At 67.1% G+C, this 14,973-nt stretch carries 8 protein-coding genes; 3 read left to right on the forward strand and 5 right to left on the reverse strand.

The window, feature by feature from the left end; translation table 11 throughout:
- Positions 1–56 precede the first annotated feature (56 nt).
- Positions 57–1,151 (forward strand): DUF917 domain-containing protein, encoded by a 1,095-nt coding sequence (locus tag KK087_RS06560; protein ID WP_084740633.1) that lies wholly within the window; start codon positions 57–59, stop codon positions 1,149–1,151.
- The gene (locus KK087_RS17860; RefSeq protein ID WP_214564593.1) at positions 1,148–2,671 is read left to right on the forward strand and encodes a helix-turn-helix domain-containing protein; all 1,524 of its coding nucleotides are present in this window, start codon (positions 1,148–1,150) and stop codon (positions 2,669–2,671) included. The genes KK087_RS06560 and KK087_RS17860 overlap by 4 nt, the downstream gene beginning before the upstream one ends.
- A 12-nt stretch (positions 2,672–2,683) precedes the next feature.
- Here the strand turns inward: KK087_RS17860 and KK087_RS06570 are convergent, their stop codons facing one another.
- On the reverse strand, positions 2,684–3,991 hold the full coding sequence (locus tag KK087_RS06570; RefSeq protein ID WP_214564594.1) for an MFS transporter: 1,308 nt from the start codon (positions 3,989–3,991) through the stop codon (positions 2,684–2,686).
- A 115-nt stretch (positions 3,992–4,106) separates the two neighbouring features.
- Here KK087_RS06570 and KK087_RS06575 point away from each other — a divergent pair, with 115 nt between their 5' ends.
- A complete protein-coding gene (locus KK087_RS06575) occupies positions 4,107–5,234 on the forward strand; it encodes a substrate-binding domain-containing protein (protein WP_214564595.1) in 1,128 nt (375 codons plus the stop codon).
- Between the two features lie 757 nt (positions 5,235–5,991).
- On the opposite strand, the gene KK087_RS06580 is transcribed toward KK087_RS06575, so the two are convergent.
- The 4 genes from KK087_RS06580 to KK087_RS06595 form a co-directional block, all read right to left on the reverse strand.
- Positions 5,992–6,789: a DUF5067 domain-containing protein gene (locus KK087_RS06580; protein ID WP_214564596.1), complete on the reverse strand. Its 798-nt coding sequence runs from the start codon at positions 6,787–6,789 to the stop codon at positions 5,992–5,994.
- A gap of 837 nt (positions 6,790–7,626) precedes the next feature.
- A complete protein-coding gene (locus KK087_RS06585) occupies positions 7,627–9,336 on the reverse strand; it encodes a hypothetical protein (protein WP_214564597.1) in 1,710 nt (569 codons plus the stop codon).
- 521 nt (positions 9,337–9,857) lie between these two features.
- Entirely contained in the window at positions 9,858–13,508 is a 3,651-nt protein-coding gene (locus KK087_RS06590; RefSeq protein ID WP_214564598.1) for a YobI family P-loop NTPase, read from the reverse strand.
- Between the two features lie 282 nt (positions 13,509–13,790).
- The gene (locus KK087_RS06595) at positions 13,791–14,963 is read right to left on the reverse strand and encodes a lipopolysaccharide biosynthesis protein (protein ID WP_214564599.1); all 1,173 of its coding nucleotides are present in this window, start codon (positions 14,961–14,963) and stop codon (positions 13,791–13,793) included.
- Positions 14,964–14,973: the final 10 nt, after the last annotated feature.

Consider the following 14,973-nt stretch of genomic DNA (forward strand, 5'->3'; position numbering starts at 1 on the left):
GGGCCCCGGCCCCGGGCTCTGCCCCCGAGACGCGACCACGGCAGCAGAATGGACCCATGGACCAGGGTGAGCGGCGGGGCGGCGGTGTGGCGGGCCTCCAGGCCGACGACGCGACCGTCTTCGGGCGCGGCACCGCCCTGCTCGGCTGCGGCGGTGGCGGCCGCGTCGACCACATGGTCAGCGCACTCCGCTTCGCGCTCGGCGACCGCAGCGTGCCGGTCGTCGACCTCGACGACCCCGCGCTCGGCTCGGTGGTGGCCGTCGGGCTGATCGGGTCGACCACCGTGCTCGAGGAGAAGATGCCGAGCGGCGAGGAGCTGCCGGCCGCGCTGGCAGCGGTCGAACGCTGGACGGGCGTCCGTGCCGACGCCGTCGTCGCCGCGCAGATCGGCGGCGTGACCGGACCGGCCGCTGCCCTCACCGCCCACGCTGCCGGACTGCCGCTCGTCGACGCGGACCTCGTCGGCCGCGCGGTCCCGCGCATCGACCAGCTGTCGGTCTTCGTCGGCCCGACCACGACGGTCACGGCCGCCGCGGCCACCACGAGCGGTCTGCGGATCGTCGTCGACGCCCGGCACCCCCATGACGTCGAGACGGTCTGGCGCGAGGCCGTCTCGCACAGCGGCGGCTGGGCGGCCTTCGCGATCGGCCCGGTCCCGGTGGCGCTGCTGCGCGAGCGGGCCGTCGTCGGCAGCGTGCAGCGCGCCCTCCGGATCGGACGCGCAGCGGGCGGCGCACGCGACGCGGCGGAACTCGCCGCACTCATCGGCGGCCGGGTCGTCGCGCAGGGCCGGGTCATCGACGTGCAGCGCGAGGGGGACGCGCTCGCGTTCGTGCGCAGCAGCCTGGCCATCCGCGACGCCGGCACCGGTGCGGTCGCCCGGGTCGAGGCGGGCAGCGAGTACGTGCACTGCCTGGTCGACGGCCTGCCGGTCGCCAGCACCCCGAGCGTCATCACCGTCGTCGACGCGCGCTCGCTCGCGCCGGTGGCGACCGACCGGACGCGGGTCGGCAACGAGCTCGCCGTGCTCGTGCTGCCGTCTGCACCGTGGTGGTGGGCGGACCCCGACCGCACCGCGCGCATGGGGCCGCGGGCCTTCGGCATCGACGCGGACGTCGTGCCCGAGGCCGTGGGCCAGGTGCTCGCGTGAACGCCGTCGGCGACCTGCTCCCGCTCCTGCCGCCCGGCACACGCTTGCTCGTCGGCCCCGGCAGCACCGCGGTCCGGAGCGTTCGCGGGGTGGTGGGGACGCCCGACCAGGTCGGCCGGTCCCTGTCGCAGGGCGACGACGTCGTCGTGCTGCTCACCCCCGTCGACCGCGCGGACGCGCGCTTCGACGTGCTGCTGCGCCGCGCGTCCGCGGCCGGCACCACCCTGCTCGTCGTCGACGGGGCGCTGGAGCTCGGCCCCGGCACCACGACGCTCGCCGACCGGCTCGGCGTCGCCGTGCTCGCGACCCCGGACCCGTGGGCGACCTCGGTCCGCCTGCACGAACTCATCGGCACCGGGATGGGTCCCGCGGCCCGGGCCGCCCTCGACGCCTCCCGCGTCGCGCTCGACGCCGGCCCCGAACTCGACGACCTGTTCGCCCGGCTCGACCGCTCGCTCGGCCACCCGGTGCGGTTCCTCGACGCCTCGGGCCTGGCACTCCGCGGAGCCCCGGTCGACGACGCGGCCCGCGCCGCGCTCGTCCGTCGCGCCGGCACGAGCGACGTGCTGACCGCCGAGGGCGTCGACGAGACGCTCGTGGCGATCCCGGTCGGCACCGGCATCGGACCGCGCGCCTGGCTGGCCGTCGGCCTGCCCGTCCCGATCGCCGCCGAACAGCAGGTTGTCGCGAGCGCCCTGCAGGTGGCCGCCGTCGCGGTCGGGCACCGGCTGCTGCTCACCCGGCTCGACGACGAGCGTGACGCCCGCTACCGGATGGCGATGCTCGACGAACTCCGCGCGGCCGACGGAGCACCGGCCCCGCAGCTCGTGCAGCGGACCATCGCCGCGGGGTGGCGGCTGGACGCCTGGCACGTCGGTGCGCGCGTGGTCGCGCGGCAGGGCGTCGACCTGGTCGCGCTCCGTCAGCAGGTCGACGCCGCGGTGCGCGCCGAGGGACTCGACGCGGTCGTCGTCGAACAGGCGGATGGCTGGGTCTTGTGGCTGTCGGAACCCGACGAACCCGGCCGGGAGGCAGTGGCCGACATCGCGGGTCGGCTGCGGCGCGCGCAGAACACGCTCCGCACCACCGTGGAGACCAACGTGGGCGTCGGCAGTATGCAGGCGGGCCCTGCCGGGCTGGTCCGGACGCTCGGCGAGGCCGGCGACGCCGCCCGCCTGGCGGCGAGCCGTCCGGAGTCCGGGCACTTCGTGCACGTCGACCGGCTCGGGCTCGCGCAGCTGCTGCTCGCGTGGACGCAGACGGACACGTTCCTGCCGGCCTCGCGGCAGTTGCTCGCACCGCTCGAGCGCGGCGGCGGTGCGCTCCTGACGACGCTCGCCGCCTACCTGGACGCGGAGTCGTCGATCGCCGAGACCGCCGCGGTGCTCGGCGTGCACCGGAACACGGTGTCCGACCGCATCGCGCGGGTGGAGCGGCTGCTCGGGGTCGACCTGTCCGACCCCGAGACCCGGCTCGCCCTGCACCTGGCGACGCGGGCGCGGGCGGGCGACGGCGGCTGAGGGCGGGGTGCGTCAGTTGCGGCTGGTCTCGCTCGTCTTGTCGGTCTCGCTGGCCTTCTCGGTCTCGCGCTTCGTTGTCCCGCTCGTCTTGGCTGTCCCGCGGGCGGGCCGGGCGGCGGCGCCGGTCTCGCGCGCTGCACCCGAGGCCAGGCCGGCCGCGATGATGAACACGAAGACGATCAGCAGCGCCCCGAGCAGGCCGACCTCCTCGCCGAGGAACCCGATCAGCGGCGGCCCGGCCAGGAACGCCACGTAGCCGATCGTCGCGACGGCGCTGACCTTGGCGGCTGCGGTGCGGGGGTCGTCGGCCGCGGCGGACATGCCCATCGGGAAGCCGAGGCTGGCACCGAGGCCCCAGAGCACGACACCCACGATCGCGAGCGGCACGTTGTCGATGAAGATGAGCATGCCGAGGCCGACCACCGCGACGGCGGCGCTGATGCGCAGGATCGGCACGCGGCCGAACTTGTCGATCAGCGGGCTGCCGGCGACGCGACCGGCGGTCATCGCGGCCAGGAACACCGTCAGCACGGCAGCGCCGCCGGCGTTGTCGAGCCCGTGGCCGTCGATCATCGCGAGGGGCAGCCAGTCGTTCGCGGACCCCTCGGCCAGCGCCATACCGAGCGCGATCACGCCGATGAGCAGGGTGGAGGGCTGTGCCCAGACCTGCCAGCGGGTGAGCGGTGTCGCGACCGGGCTGGTGTCGGTCGACACCGGCTGCTCGAAGCGGTGCTCGTCCTGGAACTTCGTGACGGCGACGAGCATGGCGGCGCTCGTGATGACGACGAGCACGATGAAGTGCCACGACACCGGGATCTCGAGCTTCTCGGCCAGGGCGCCGAGGCCTGCGCCGGCGAGCGTGCCGAGACTGAACGCGGCGTGGAACAGCGGCATGATCGTGCGTCCGCCGGCCTTCTCGGCGGCGGCGCCGGAGACGTTCATCGACACGTCGCACAGACCGTTGCCGAAGCCGAACGCGATGAGCGCGATCCAGATGGCGGCGAAGCCCCACCCGAGCGTGACCGCGACCCCCGCGAAGATCATCCCGACCGCCAGGCACGCCGCAGCCACCTGCACGCCCCGTCTCGCACCGAGCTTCGCGACGATGTGCCCGGCGAAGGTCAGACCGCCGATCGAGCCGACGGCCATGCCGAGCACGAGCAGGCCCATCTCGAACGTGCTCGCCCCGAGGGAGTCGCGGACGCTCGGGATCCGGCCCAACCACGTCGCGATGTCGAGCCCGGACAGGGTGAACACCACGAACACCGCGATGATCCAGGCCTTGGTGGTCGGGACGGTGCGGGTGGACGGCGTCGTCATGGTGGTTCCCATCGTGCTGCGGCGAGCGTGGTGCTGCGCGTTCTGGTGCGTATCGGTGCTGGTCTTGCGGCTGTCGAATCGATTCGACTGCTCGTTCCGGCTACGCTAACGGGCGATGGACGAACCGGCAACAGGACCCGGCGCGTCGCCTTCCCGCGGCGGCGTCACCCGTTCGTCGCGCCCGACACTGGCCGCGGTCGCCCGTGCTGCCGGGGTCGCGCCGTCGACGGCCTCGCTCGCCTTCAGCGGTCTCGGCCCGGTGTCCGAGGACGCCAAGGCCCGCGTGCTCGCCGCCGCCGCCGACCTCGGTTACGGCGGCCCCGATCCCCGTGCTCGCTCCCTGCGCCGCGGTCGTTCCGGCGTCATCGGCGTCGTGATGGACGAACGCCTGAGCGATGCCTTCCGTGACCCGGTCAACGTCCTGACGCTCGACGGCATCGCCGAGGTCGCCGGTGCCGCCGGTGCCTCGCTGCTGCTCGTCCGGAGTCCGCTCGACGACGAGCAGGGCGCCGGCCCGCTGGTGGATGCGCCGATGGACGCCGTCGTGCTCGTCGGGTGCAACGTCCGGATCGACCCCGCCGTCGCGGTGCTGCGCCGTCGGCAGATCCCCGTCGTCGCAATCGAGGCGGACGAGATCGAGGGGGCCGTCCCCGTCCAGCTCGACAACCGCGACGCCTCACGCCGTGCTGCCGAGTACCTGCAGGGGCTCGGCCACCGGGACGTGACCGTCGTGACCCTGCCCCTCGATGCCGCACGTCGCCGTGGCCCGATCGACGCGGCCCGGCAGGACGAGGGCATCGCCTTCACCACCCTCGAGCGACTGCGTGGTGTGCGCCAGGTCTACCCGGACGCCGTCGCGATCGAGACCGCTGGCAGCTCGGTGGAAGAGGGACGTCTCGCCGGCACGGAGCTCTTCGCACCGGACGGCCCCCGCCCCACCGCCGTCATCGCGCAGAGTGACCTGATCGCCGTCGGGGTGATCTCGGCCGCGCTCGACGCCGGACTCCGTGTGCCCGAGGACGTCAGTGTCGTCGGCTTCGACGGCATCACGGTGGACGACAGCCTGCTCCACCGCACCCCGATCCGGCACCTGACCACCCTGGTGCAGCCCTTCGTGCAGAAGGGCCAGGCCGCAGCCCGTGCCGCCCTGGCCATGCTCGAGGGGGCGGAGCCGCAGCCAGCGTCGTTCACGTCGGAGTTGCGGGTGGGGGACACGACGGGGCCGCCGGCCGCTTCTCGCTGATCCCACGTCGTCCGAATTCGCCGTACCGAGAACCTGGCGCACGCTGGAAATTGTGCTGAAGCCTTCGTCTCCTCGGCTGAGCCTTCGAGGGTGCCTGCGAGTACTCGTTCGGCTTCTGCTATCAGGCGAAGGTCTACGCGTACGACGCTTGCTCGTCAGGCGTGCAGAGACCAGGCGGTATGCCGAAACAAGGTACTGGAGTCGGTCGGAGCGTTAGGACTCGATCTGCTGAGGCGCCTCCCGCGCGGCGCCCGGGTTCAGCATTCCGGCTACCGCAGAGGCAAAGGTGATGAGGGCGTTGGCAGAGGCGACAACGGTGCGAGCTGTCGAATCGATCCCGATGAGCACCGCCCCGACGCGTCTTGCAGCGCTTGGCTGCCCCGCGCATAGAGGTTGATGGACAGCGCCGTCAGAGCACCCACGAGTCGATCGACAATGTCCCGCAGGTCGGCATCTCCGAGCACAGTTCGTTCAGCAAAGAGCGGAGGTCTCCGCGACAAGCGTCAGTCACGGACGCCGACGCTGATTGGTCAGTGATGAGATCGTCAAGGCCGCGCAGTTAGGCGATCGAGGCCGGAACGAGCGTCACTCGGAAGTGATCAACGTTTGCCTTGCACGACCTGCCTTGAGAAAGCCGCGTGACGCCCTGTGACAGGAACGGCCGGACCGTCAACGTCATGACGGTCCGGCCTGGAGTTCCAACGGAGCGGCTCGCGGAGCATGAGCGGAGGGCATCCGCGGGATAGCTGCAGCCGACTTAGTTTAGGTCGTACATCTCGGAGCCCAGTTCATCGCTGATGATGGTCTCCTTGGCGGTGAGTTTGACCGGGGTCGTCTCGTCGTCGAGTTCGTACGCGACTGCGTTTTCGACGGTGCCGCCCTCCTTGATGGCTTCGGACTGGGAGTCGAGGTACTGGTCGCCCGGGGTCGACCCGACGTTCAGCTTATTGACCGCGTTCGGGTTGGTGTCCTGGAAGGCCTCGAAGGTGCCGATCCACGCCAGGGAGGGATCGAGCGATTCGTTGGTCAGGTTGGTGGTGTTGTAGACGAAGGCGATCACCGGCTTTTCGCCGTACTCGTTACCGGGCTGACCGACCGGGATAACTCGGTGGCTCGTGATTTCGATCTTCATTTTGGAAGTGATGAGCACGCCGTCCTTGAACGATGCCGTTGCACGTTCTGCCGATGCCGATGCCGAAGGCGTCCCGGCGGGAGGAACCGTCTCCTTGCTGACCGCTTCCGCCGCGCCCGTGAAGATAGCGGCGTACACGACGACGAGGACGATCGACAGGACCAATCCGAGGCCCGACAGGATGACGCCGGCCACCGCTGCCTTGCGCGGGCGGAACTTGATGACGAGGCCGACGATGCCGAGGATGACGCCCACAACGCCGGTGGCGATCGTCACGTAGTTGAGGAACGGGACTGCGAAGCCCACCATCGTGAGAATGCCGAGGATCAGGGAAGCGATGCCGAAGCCATTACCCGCGGCGCGCCGCGGCGGCTCGGGGGCTGAGGGCTGTTGGGTTGCTGCCGAATAGGGGGTATCGGACACGAGTTCTCCTGATGTCTTGCGTTGTGAGCGTTGCTCGGGTGGCAGCGCGACAAGGAGCGTATCCGACTGAGAGCCTTCTCACTGCCCCTCGGATAGGGGAACGTCGTGCCGTTCTCCGTGGCGAAAGGCATTTGCTCGCCCCACCTCAGACGCAACACGCCCCGTTGCATGTGAAGGCAGCTGCAGGTTCAGGGCTGGGTGACGACGACCTTGCCGCTGCGGCACTCGGCCCAGCGAAGACCGACAAGACGACAGTGGAACAGACAGTTCCCGGTACTTCTGGACAATTTCGCTGCACTCGTCACACCTGACCGTGGCGGCCCAATGGGGCTAACGATGACGGTTCCCGGCGGTGTCCGGCAGCCGTTCGTGCAACGAGCGTCTAGACGGAGATCGCTCGGGGGTGTTGTGAGGCGTGAAGCTCCGTTCTCGGGACGCCGTCGCCCGCGACCGGAGCGAGATCGGTTAGTGACCGCGTTGGGTTTGTCGGTCGATGCAGCGGTAGACCGTCGCTCAGCCGACGCCGAACAGGTCGGCCAGTTCGGCGAGCGAGTGGCTACCAGCTTTGTGCACCTCACGGAGGTGCCGTTGCTGTGCTGTGCAGAGCTTGGGCGCCCGGCCACGGAGGTGGCCTTCAGACTTTGCAATCTGCATCCCCTCCCGCGTTCGCGCTCGGATGAGATCTGATTCAAAGGCGACGGGCAGCGGCCTGCTTCGCTGCGGCCGGCATCGGCCTCGTCATCGTCGGCGTTTTCCTCGTCGGGCTTGGCCACTAGGACCCGACCGGCTGGGCTGAAGAGTGGCAGTAACGGATGTCAGCGGCCGTGCCCGCTGTGGTCAGCCGCCGGTGCGGATGCGGGCGGTGATGACAGCGACGCCGGTGTGTCGGCTGTCTTCTCCCTGCGCGGCTCTGATGGTGGTGTCGTCGATGCTGCCGATCCACAGGCCGATGATCAGGTCGAGCAGCAGTTGGCTGAGGGGGATGCTGGCGGAGCGGATGTCCGCCCAGCCGACGGTCGCCGTCTCATGGTCGCCGCGTGCGCTGATGATGCCTGCGAGTACTTTCGCGGGAACCGCAAGCGCTTTTGGGGTGTGGTGCTGTTGCAGAAGCCAGTACGTCGCAGTGGGGTCGGTGTCCAGGAGGCGTTGCAGTTGCGCGCGTTTGATCTGCCACTGGGGTGGGGCGGAGGAGTCCCGGTTTGTTGCTTGCTTGATCTGCACGAGATGGCCGACGACGAGGTGCATCGTGTTGTTGGCGCGGCTGTCGACGATGATTCCGAGGTCCGCTCCGGTGACTTTCTCGTTTGTCTGCGAGTTCGTCGACGTCACCTCCAGTGTGAACGGGACGGTGGCGGTGGACTGCGGCAGCATCGCTGTGGGGTGGAAGGCGTTCACGAGTTGCTGCACGAGCGCGCCGGTCACCTCGGTCTCTTCGGAGATACCGTCGGTGCTGAGACGGTCGATGGCGCCGTCGATGCGAGCCCGGATCTCGGCTTCGAGTGCGGGATCGTCCAACCAGGTGCTGGTTGGTGACGCGATCGGTGTCGGCGATGCGTAGAGCCGTGTGTCTGCCCACCAGGTGACGGTGGATGTCAGCGTCGGCAGGTCACCGTCACGGATGGCGAGGACGAATCCTTCAGCGCGGACGGCGACCGGACTGTCGGACGCAGCGATGCTCTGCACGTGATCGAGTAGGTCTGGGAACTCGAGCGCGAATACGGTGAGCGTTTCGTCATGCTCGTTGGACTTCAACGCCAGGAACCACTCGGCCGCAGCGATGAGCGCCTGCGGTTCGTGTCGTCCGAAGTCGAGGAGCCGTTGCCGGAGCGCACGGCGGAGAAGCTGATCGTTCGACGAGTTCGCGTCACCGATCAGACGGTGCAGCGTGAGGATTGCTGCGACCAGCGGGTCTGTCGGCATCAGGTCGTAGCGTGCCGCTTCGAGTGCGACGAGCCCGGCAATGTTGGTGGGAACCCGTGGCCATGTTGCACAAACGCCGCGAAGGTACGGGTCCGTGAGAAGCGATGCACCACGGTTCGACATGGTGTGCCGGATCCTGCTGAGGACAAGGTTCCGGGATGTTGGCCGCAGCGACAGGATGGCGAGCCGTGTGAGCTGCGCCTCTGGCGGAGTGTTTCCGAACACGGCGTCGATCGTTCGCTCGTCGTAGCGCAACTCCGGGAGCGGCCAGTGTGCAGGGATCGGTTGAGCGTGCGAGAACAACGTGTGCTCCATGACCAGCGCCGCGGTGTTACGGTCGTCGTCCGCGAACGCGAACCAGCCGGCACCTTCATTCCTGTCGTGTGCCTTGGCAGCGGCGTCGGAGAGCACCTCGTTCGCTGCGAGAACCGCCGTGCCACGGCATCGCACAGCCTCGAGTGCTCTACCCCAGCTCAGGTACCGCCGCTCGTCATCCTCAGCATCCGCCAGCAGCTCCTCACGGAACGCGTCCGCGTCGAACTCGTGACGTCGCCGACGCCAGTCGCGTTCCCACAATGTGTGCAGGTCCGACTCGTCATCCGGCACCGGATACAGCAGTTTCCCCATACGGATCATCTTGGCCTACCGCACTACGAAGACGCCGGCCAGGCACCTCGAAGATCGAAGTCATGTGCGGCATGCCTCCGTACAGCTGAGCGCTCTGCTCGTGACCGCGACACCGTCTCGCTCACAGCTTCACGCTCTGCTGGGTGAAGGGGACCGCAAATTGATCGAAGTGTGGTCCGAGTTAGCCGGTCGGCCACTGAAACACATCCACGGTGGCCCGTTGGTGGTGCTCGCTTTGAGGTGTGCTTACAGCGCCTCGTCCCTCGCCCGCTCGTGGCGCTCGATTGACTGGGGCCCGACGCCCATCTTGCCGAACTCGAATTGGTCGGTCTGCAGCGCCCGCTCGCTCGCTCGCTGCAATCGAACCATGAGTGTGCTTTGGATTGTCGATGCCCGCCCAAGGACCGCGATGCGGAACTCGACGTGAGGCGAGTAACGGGTGGAGCTACAAACGCAAGGCTTGTCGCTCACACTGAACATCGGTATCGGAGACACCGGCGCTCCTGCGTCCACACATCCCATTAGCTGCGGTGCATCGTGACGCGGACTCTGCCGACGGCCTCGTTTTTCCATCCAGAGACAATTCCGACGGCGCGCAACCGCTGCAGGAGGCCACGAAGCGCGGGAGTTGCAGGCAGCAGAGGGCGGCGTCTGCCCGGATCAGCGACCGCAGCGTACGGCTCTCCGAGTTGCCGGAGCGTTTGCCTGACGAGGTCGAGTGGCACAACCTCGCCACCTCGATTTAGAAGTTCGAGGATATCGGAGGCAGGTACGTCCCCCCGTGGAAGCATTGCAATCTCCGACGGCGTGAGTTGAATCCGCCCGGAGAGAGCGCATTCGGCGATGGCGCGGAACGCATCATTGGGGACGGTACTGTACCTCCCGAAGGCACTGACCAGGGCGGCCTGGACGCGAGAAGAAACTTCGACGCTTCGCATTAACGGTGCGATGAACTGCGGCGCTAGTACGTCTGGCCCGACAAAGTCCTCGAACGCTGCGGAGTTTACTACGGCGTGCTGTTGTGTCGGCCAGTCGAGCATCAAGCGGGTATCGAAGGCCGATGCCTCATCGTCGATGAGTCCAGCTCGAAGGAGCTCCCCGACGAGCAGGCCGCGCTCTGGAGTGAGTTCGGTGATTGGCAGCATTTCGGGCTGCAATGATGCGGCAAGCTTGATCCTGTGCGGTACGTCGATCTGCTTTGACCCAGCGTTGATGATCGCCTTAGCGATGCGCGTTCGTACCTCTTCATCTTCGTCCGGCACGTCGTCAATGCGGTCAGCGTTACGGAGCAACGTCGCCAGAGGAACGTCAAAATCGTCGAAGCGGTTCAGGTAAGCCGCGACGTTCTCGAAAGTTGCAGGCGCGCGGCTTTCCTGAGCGAGGATTGGCCAGCTGACCGCCGGGACTTCACCGAGCACTTCAATCCTGCAGTCCTCGCTTGCCCCTTCCACCAACGCGGCGAGGTGCTCTGAATTCCAGCGCTCTGTGTCTCGGAGTATGGCCGCGAAGTTCGACGCGTCATCGACGGTAGGAGATATTTCCGATGCTGCCGCGCGAGCCGCGAAGTACATCTCGGGCTCGTCGAGCGCGTACCTGTACATCTCATCGTTGTGCTCATGCAGGCGGTCTAGCGCCAACGACGGCGACCCCGTCAAGTGCGTCAGGTTTTCGGCGGTAAATCGGTATGCGCGTGTCCCGCCTATCCATGCGCTCGCGGCAGGCGACAGTGCGGAGACATCGGGGAGTGTTGCAGCTGCGTACTGCAAGAAGTCGACGGCACGTTGAGCGTGATCGCCTGTTTCGATCGTGAACACCGGCATCCGGGTGGCATGGTGCTCGAGGAATGCGGCGATTGAGTCGTCTAATTCGTAGTCGACGCTAAGGTCTCGGTGATCGATTGCGACGCTAACCAGGTGGATGCGGTCTTCGAGTTCAAGAGGCGCGTCCTCCACGAGGTACCGCAGGAGGAACTCCGCGTGCGGCGCGAGCGTAGCAACAAATATGGCCTTTTCCCGCCCGGCACTTAGGTACCGATTGATGAATGCAACGCCATCCGCCCCACGGAGAGACCTTATGATGGTTGTTGCTCCGGGCTGGTCAGAGACCAATAGACGCTCGATGATGGACACATTGCGCACGCTCGGTTCAGATAGGATCGACCTGCCCTGGTCGGCCAGGATGGCGTCGACGTCCTCTGGTTCGAGCGGATACTCTGGATCCGCCGTTCCGTGGTCGATGTTGCGCATGATGTATGTCATTGCGTCCGGGCGAATCAGTTCGCCGTAGAACGCTGAAACGTGGAGCGGGAAGTACTCGGTGACGTACCCATGCTCGACGAGCTCTACCACGAGGGAAGATGGGAGGAGCTCGGAAGCCCATTCTCGGAATGTGAGCGCCTTGCCCCCGGCCACCGAGTGAGTGAACTCGGAACGAAGGAATAGGTCCTTCCAGGAATGGCGCCGCAGGAACTGCAGTGCCACACCATTCTGCACTGTCCCAGCATAGTCTTTCGCGACTGCTTTAGCTGAAAATGCGGCGTTGTCAATCGACAGGCCGAGGAGTAGTTCAAGCTCGCCGATCCCTATCTGCATCTTCTGATGGTTATACGAACCCGTATTATGCGCGACGAGGTCAATCGTTCGATCGCTCTCTCGAAGGTCCTCCCAAAATGCAGCCGTGCGCAGGCGCGCCTCGTCGATCACGCTCCCATTCACGCTGATGGACCCACTTGCCAAGCCGCTTCCGGTCGCCCGGACAAGGCCTTTGATGCGCGAATGTAGAGTTTCGGCAAGTTGCTTGGCGTACTCCTCGCTGGCTGTCTGGCGTTGGATGCGGCGGTGGCGTTGATCGGTGTCGTCTCGAAGTCGGTCCTGGTTGGCAACTACGAATGCGCGCCAGGTGTCGTAGAGCTTGTCCAAGCTGCTTTCGCCGTGGCGAATCGCTTCGAAGTCTTTCGCCTGTGTGTTTTTGACCAACATGAGGGCGAACAGCCGCTCGTGGGTAAGCTCGGGAACTGGGGTGGGACCGTCAAGGAGCTGCCGCTTGAAGACTTCGTATTCGTTGATGATGTTGTGTATCAGGCGCATATCCGGGAGATGTCTCGCGGCGAGATCGATCAGCTCTCTGGACATGGAGTAGCCACGGGATTGCAGGGTGCGTTGTAGGAGGTCACGCGCGTTCTTGTGGGTGATCAACGGCACCATGGGGATAATGAGTTCGAAGAACTTCGTGCGATTTCCACGACCAAGCTCGGCGCGCGTGTCGTCTGGCGGCCCGTCGGGTTCGCGGCCAAGTCGTTCGAACACGCTGTCCCGAACGGCATACACGAAGCGGATGTTTCGCCGTCGGAGTTGGTGTGCCGCATTTAAAAGCGCGTTCAAGGAACGCAGCGACTCGTAAATAAGAGGGTCGCCGAACCTGTCGAGGTCTTCGATGACCACAATGTCGCGCCGTCGGTTTACTTCGAAGAAGTAGATGAGTTCGTCAAGGTACTCATCGAAGTAGCTGGTTGACCTAGCCGGGAGCGAGATCGTGGCGGGGCCAGCCGCAACCTTATCGATACCAATGCGGCCGCGGCTGATCATCCGAGCGACCAGGACAATGCACCCCGCTGCACCAACCGCAAGTACCGCGAGCGCCACGAGCGGCAGCCACTCTCCGAACGACGGCGGTTCGATGCCCACGGATCGCAGTGGTGGGTCCAGCACGCCGGCGAGAAGAAGGACACCGACGAGAACTGCGCCGCCGATAGTGGCGGCCAGCAGCTCGATCCACCAGTGCGGGCGATCTATACGGCGGAACCGGGACTGCTTCGTCTTTCCGGGACTCTGCTGGTAGAGCAGCTGCTTGACGATCTCCTTCTGTATGCGGTTGGTGGTGGTGTTCGCCGCCGGATTCATGTGGGCGGTGTCCCCCAACGGTTCCGGCTGAACTCCGAGTGTGAGCAACGAGATGTTGATGACCTTGCGCTTGCGTCGTCTCGCGAGCTCGGTGAGAACACTGCTCTTACCGACGCCATATGGCCCGGCGAGTGCGATGTTGCGTGCGCCCGGTTGACGGTCGATTGCGTGCTCGAGCGCAGCGAGGTAGGTGCCGTGGTCGCGCTCTCGATAGTCGGGTGCTAGCGAATCTAATTGGACGACGTCGTCGGGGTTGAACGGGGCTTTGCGCACCTTCACACGGTACTGGACGCCAGTGACATCAGCGCCGCATTGCGCTAGCCCAACGCCGCGTCCGCGACTTGCGCAGATTGTTCCAGCCGCTGACGACAATTCGGTTGGCGACACGCGGCTTCCGATAGCCGGTCGTCCGCTGCGACATCTTTTCGTGTGGTCCAGTTCCCCGGCCGTCTCCTGTCTCCTTGCCAGGGGATTCTCGAATAGCTGGTTCGCAATAGCTTTCATTGAGGGAACGCCAAGCGTCACAACGCGCGGACGCTACCCATGCGCGCCGCGTCAGCGCCGCCGCACCCCGAGCCCCACCACCGCAACCAGGTTCACCGCACTCCCCACCAAGAACCCCGTGGTGCCACCCGCGACACCTGCGACGGGTCCGAGCACCGCCATGAGCCCAGCCCCGACGACGAACCCGGCGACTGAAGCCAGGGCGACCTGCCGTGAGCGTCCGGCGGCGAGCAGCAACGCGGCGGGCACGAGCCCGACGGTGAACACCCACACCGCGACCATCAGGTACCGCAGGTCGGCGACGGCTGCGGCACCCTCGGCGGGGTAGACGATCGGCAGGAACCATCCGGCGAGCAGGGCGACCAGGCCGAAGACGACCGCGGACGCCGCAGCGAAGCCGACGACGAGCAGCAGCGCTCCGCGGGAGCGCAACGATCCACCATCGGTCCGGTGCGCGAACGCCGGCACGAGCACCTGCCCCAACGCCTGCCCGAGCATCGACGCCGGCGTCGCCAGGGTGAACGCGGCGGCGTAGACACCGGCGTCGTGTGCCGAGGACGTCACCTGCGCCGAGATCATCGTCAACTGCAGCAACCCGTTCGAGGTCACCACCGCCAGCACGTTCCACGCTGCGAACCCGAGCACCCCGGTAGCGGGTTCACGCGAAGCCGGCGCGAAGCCGTTTCCCCGCGGCCAGCACGCGATCGCGAACACCGTGTACCCGATGGCCAGGGGCAGCAGCACGAACGGCTCGAGCCGTGCGACGGACGCCACCACGAGCAGTCCGAGCGCCAGCCCGCTCGTCACGGAGTCCCACAGGGCGACCCGTGGTGCCCTGTCGTAGCCGAGTTGGGCGCCGCGGGCGTAGCAGTAGAGGCCGTAGCCGACGACGACCGCGACACCACCGAGCACCATGCCGGGGCCGTTGCCCCAGGCCAGCGCGATCGGCACGGTGACCGCCGCGAGCACCACGCTCGACACCAGCATGGACACCCCGAGCAGCCGGTTCACCGCGGCGTCCGACCGCCGACCCCGCAGTGCTATCACCAGGAACCGCGACGCGGTGTTGCCTGCGGCGTTCGGCCAGAGCAGGGCGACGAAGACCGAGAGTGACAGCAGCGCCGTGGTCTGTCCGAGGGTCTCGGTGCCGAACACCCGCCCGACGACGACGGTCACGAGCAGCTTCGCGACGCCCTGCACGCCGATGCCGACCGTGGCGAGCACGGCCGACGAA

The organism is Curtobacterium aurantiacum (assembly GCF_018598555.1).
Classification (GTDB): domain Bacteria; phylum Actinomycetota; class Actinomycetes; order Actinomycetales; family Microbacteriaceae; genus Curtobacterium; species Curtobacterium aurantiacum.

Bases quoted from the DNA above. Each gene is read 5' to 3' on its own strand.
- KK087_RS06560 (WP_084740633.1), top strand. From the start codon at position 57: ATGGACCAGGGTGAGCGGCGGGGCGGCGGTGTGGCGGGCCTCCAGGCC.
- KK087_RS06570 (WP_214564594.1), bottom strand. From the start codon at position 3,991: ATGACGACGCCGTCCACCCGCACCGTCCCGACCACCAAGGCCTGGATC.
- KK087_RS06575 (WP_214564595.1), top strand. From the start codon at position 4,107: ATGGACGAACCGGCAACAGGACCCGGCGCGTCGCCTTCCCGCGGCGGC.
- KK087_RS06585 (WP_214564597.1), bottom strand. From the start codon at position 9,336: ATGGGGAAACTGCTGTATCCGGTGCCGGATGACGAGTCGGACCTGCAC.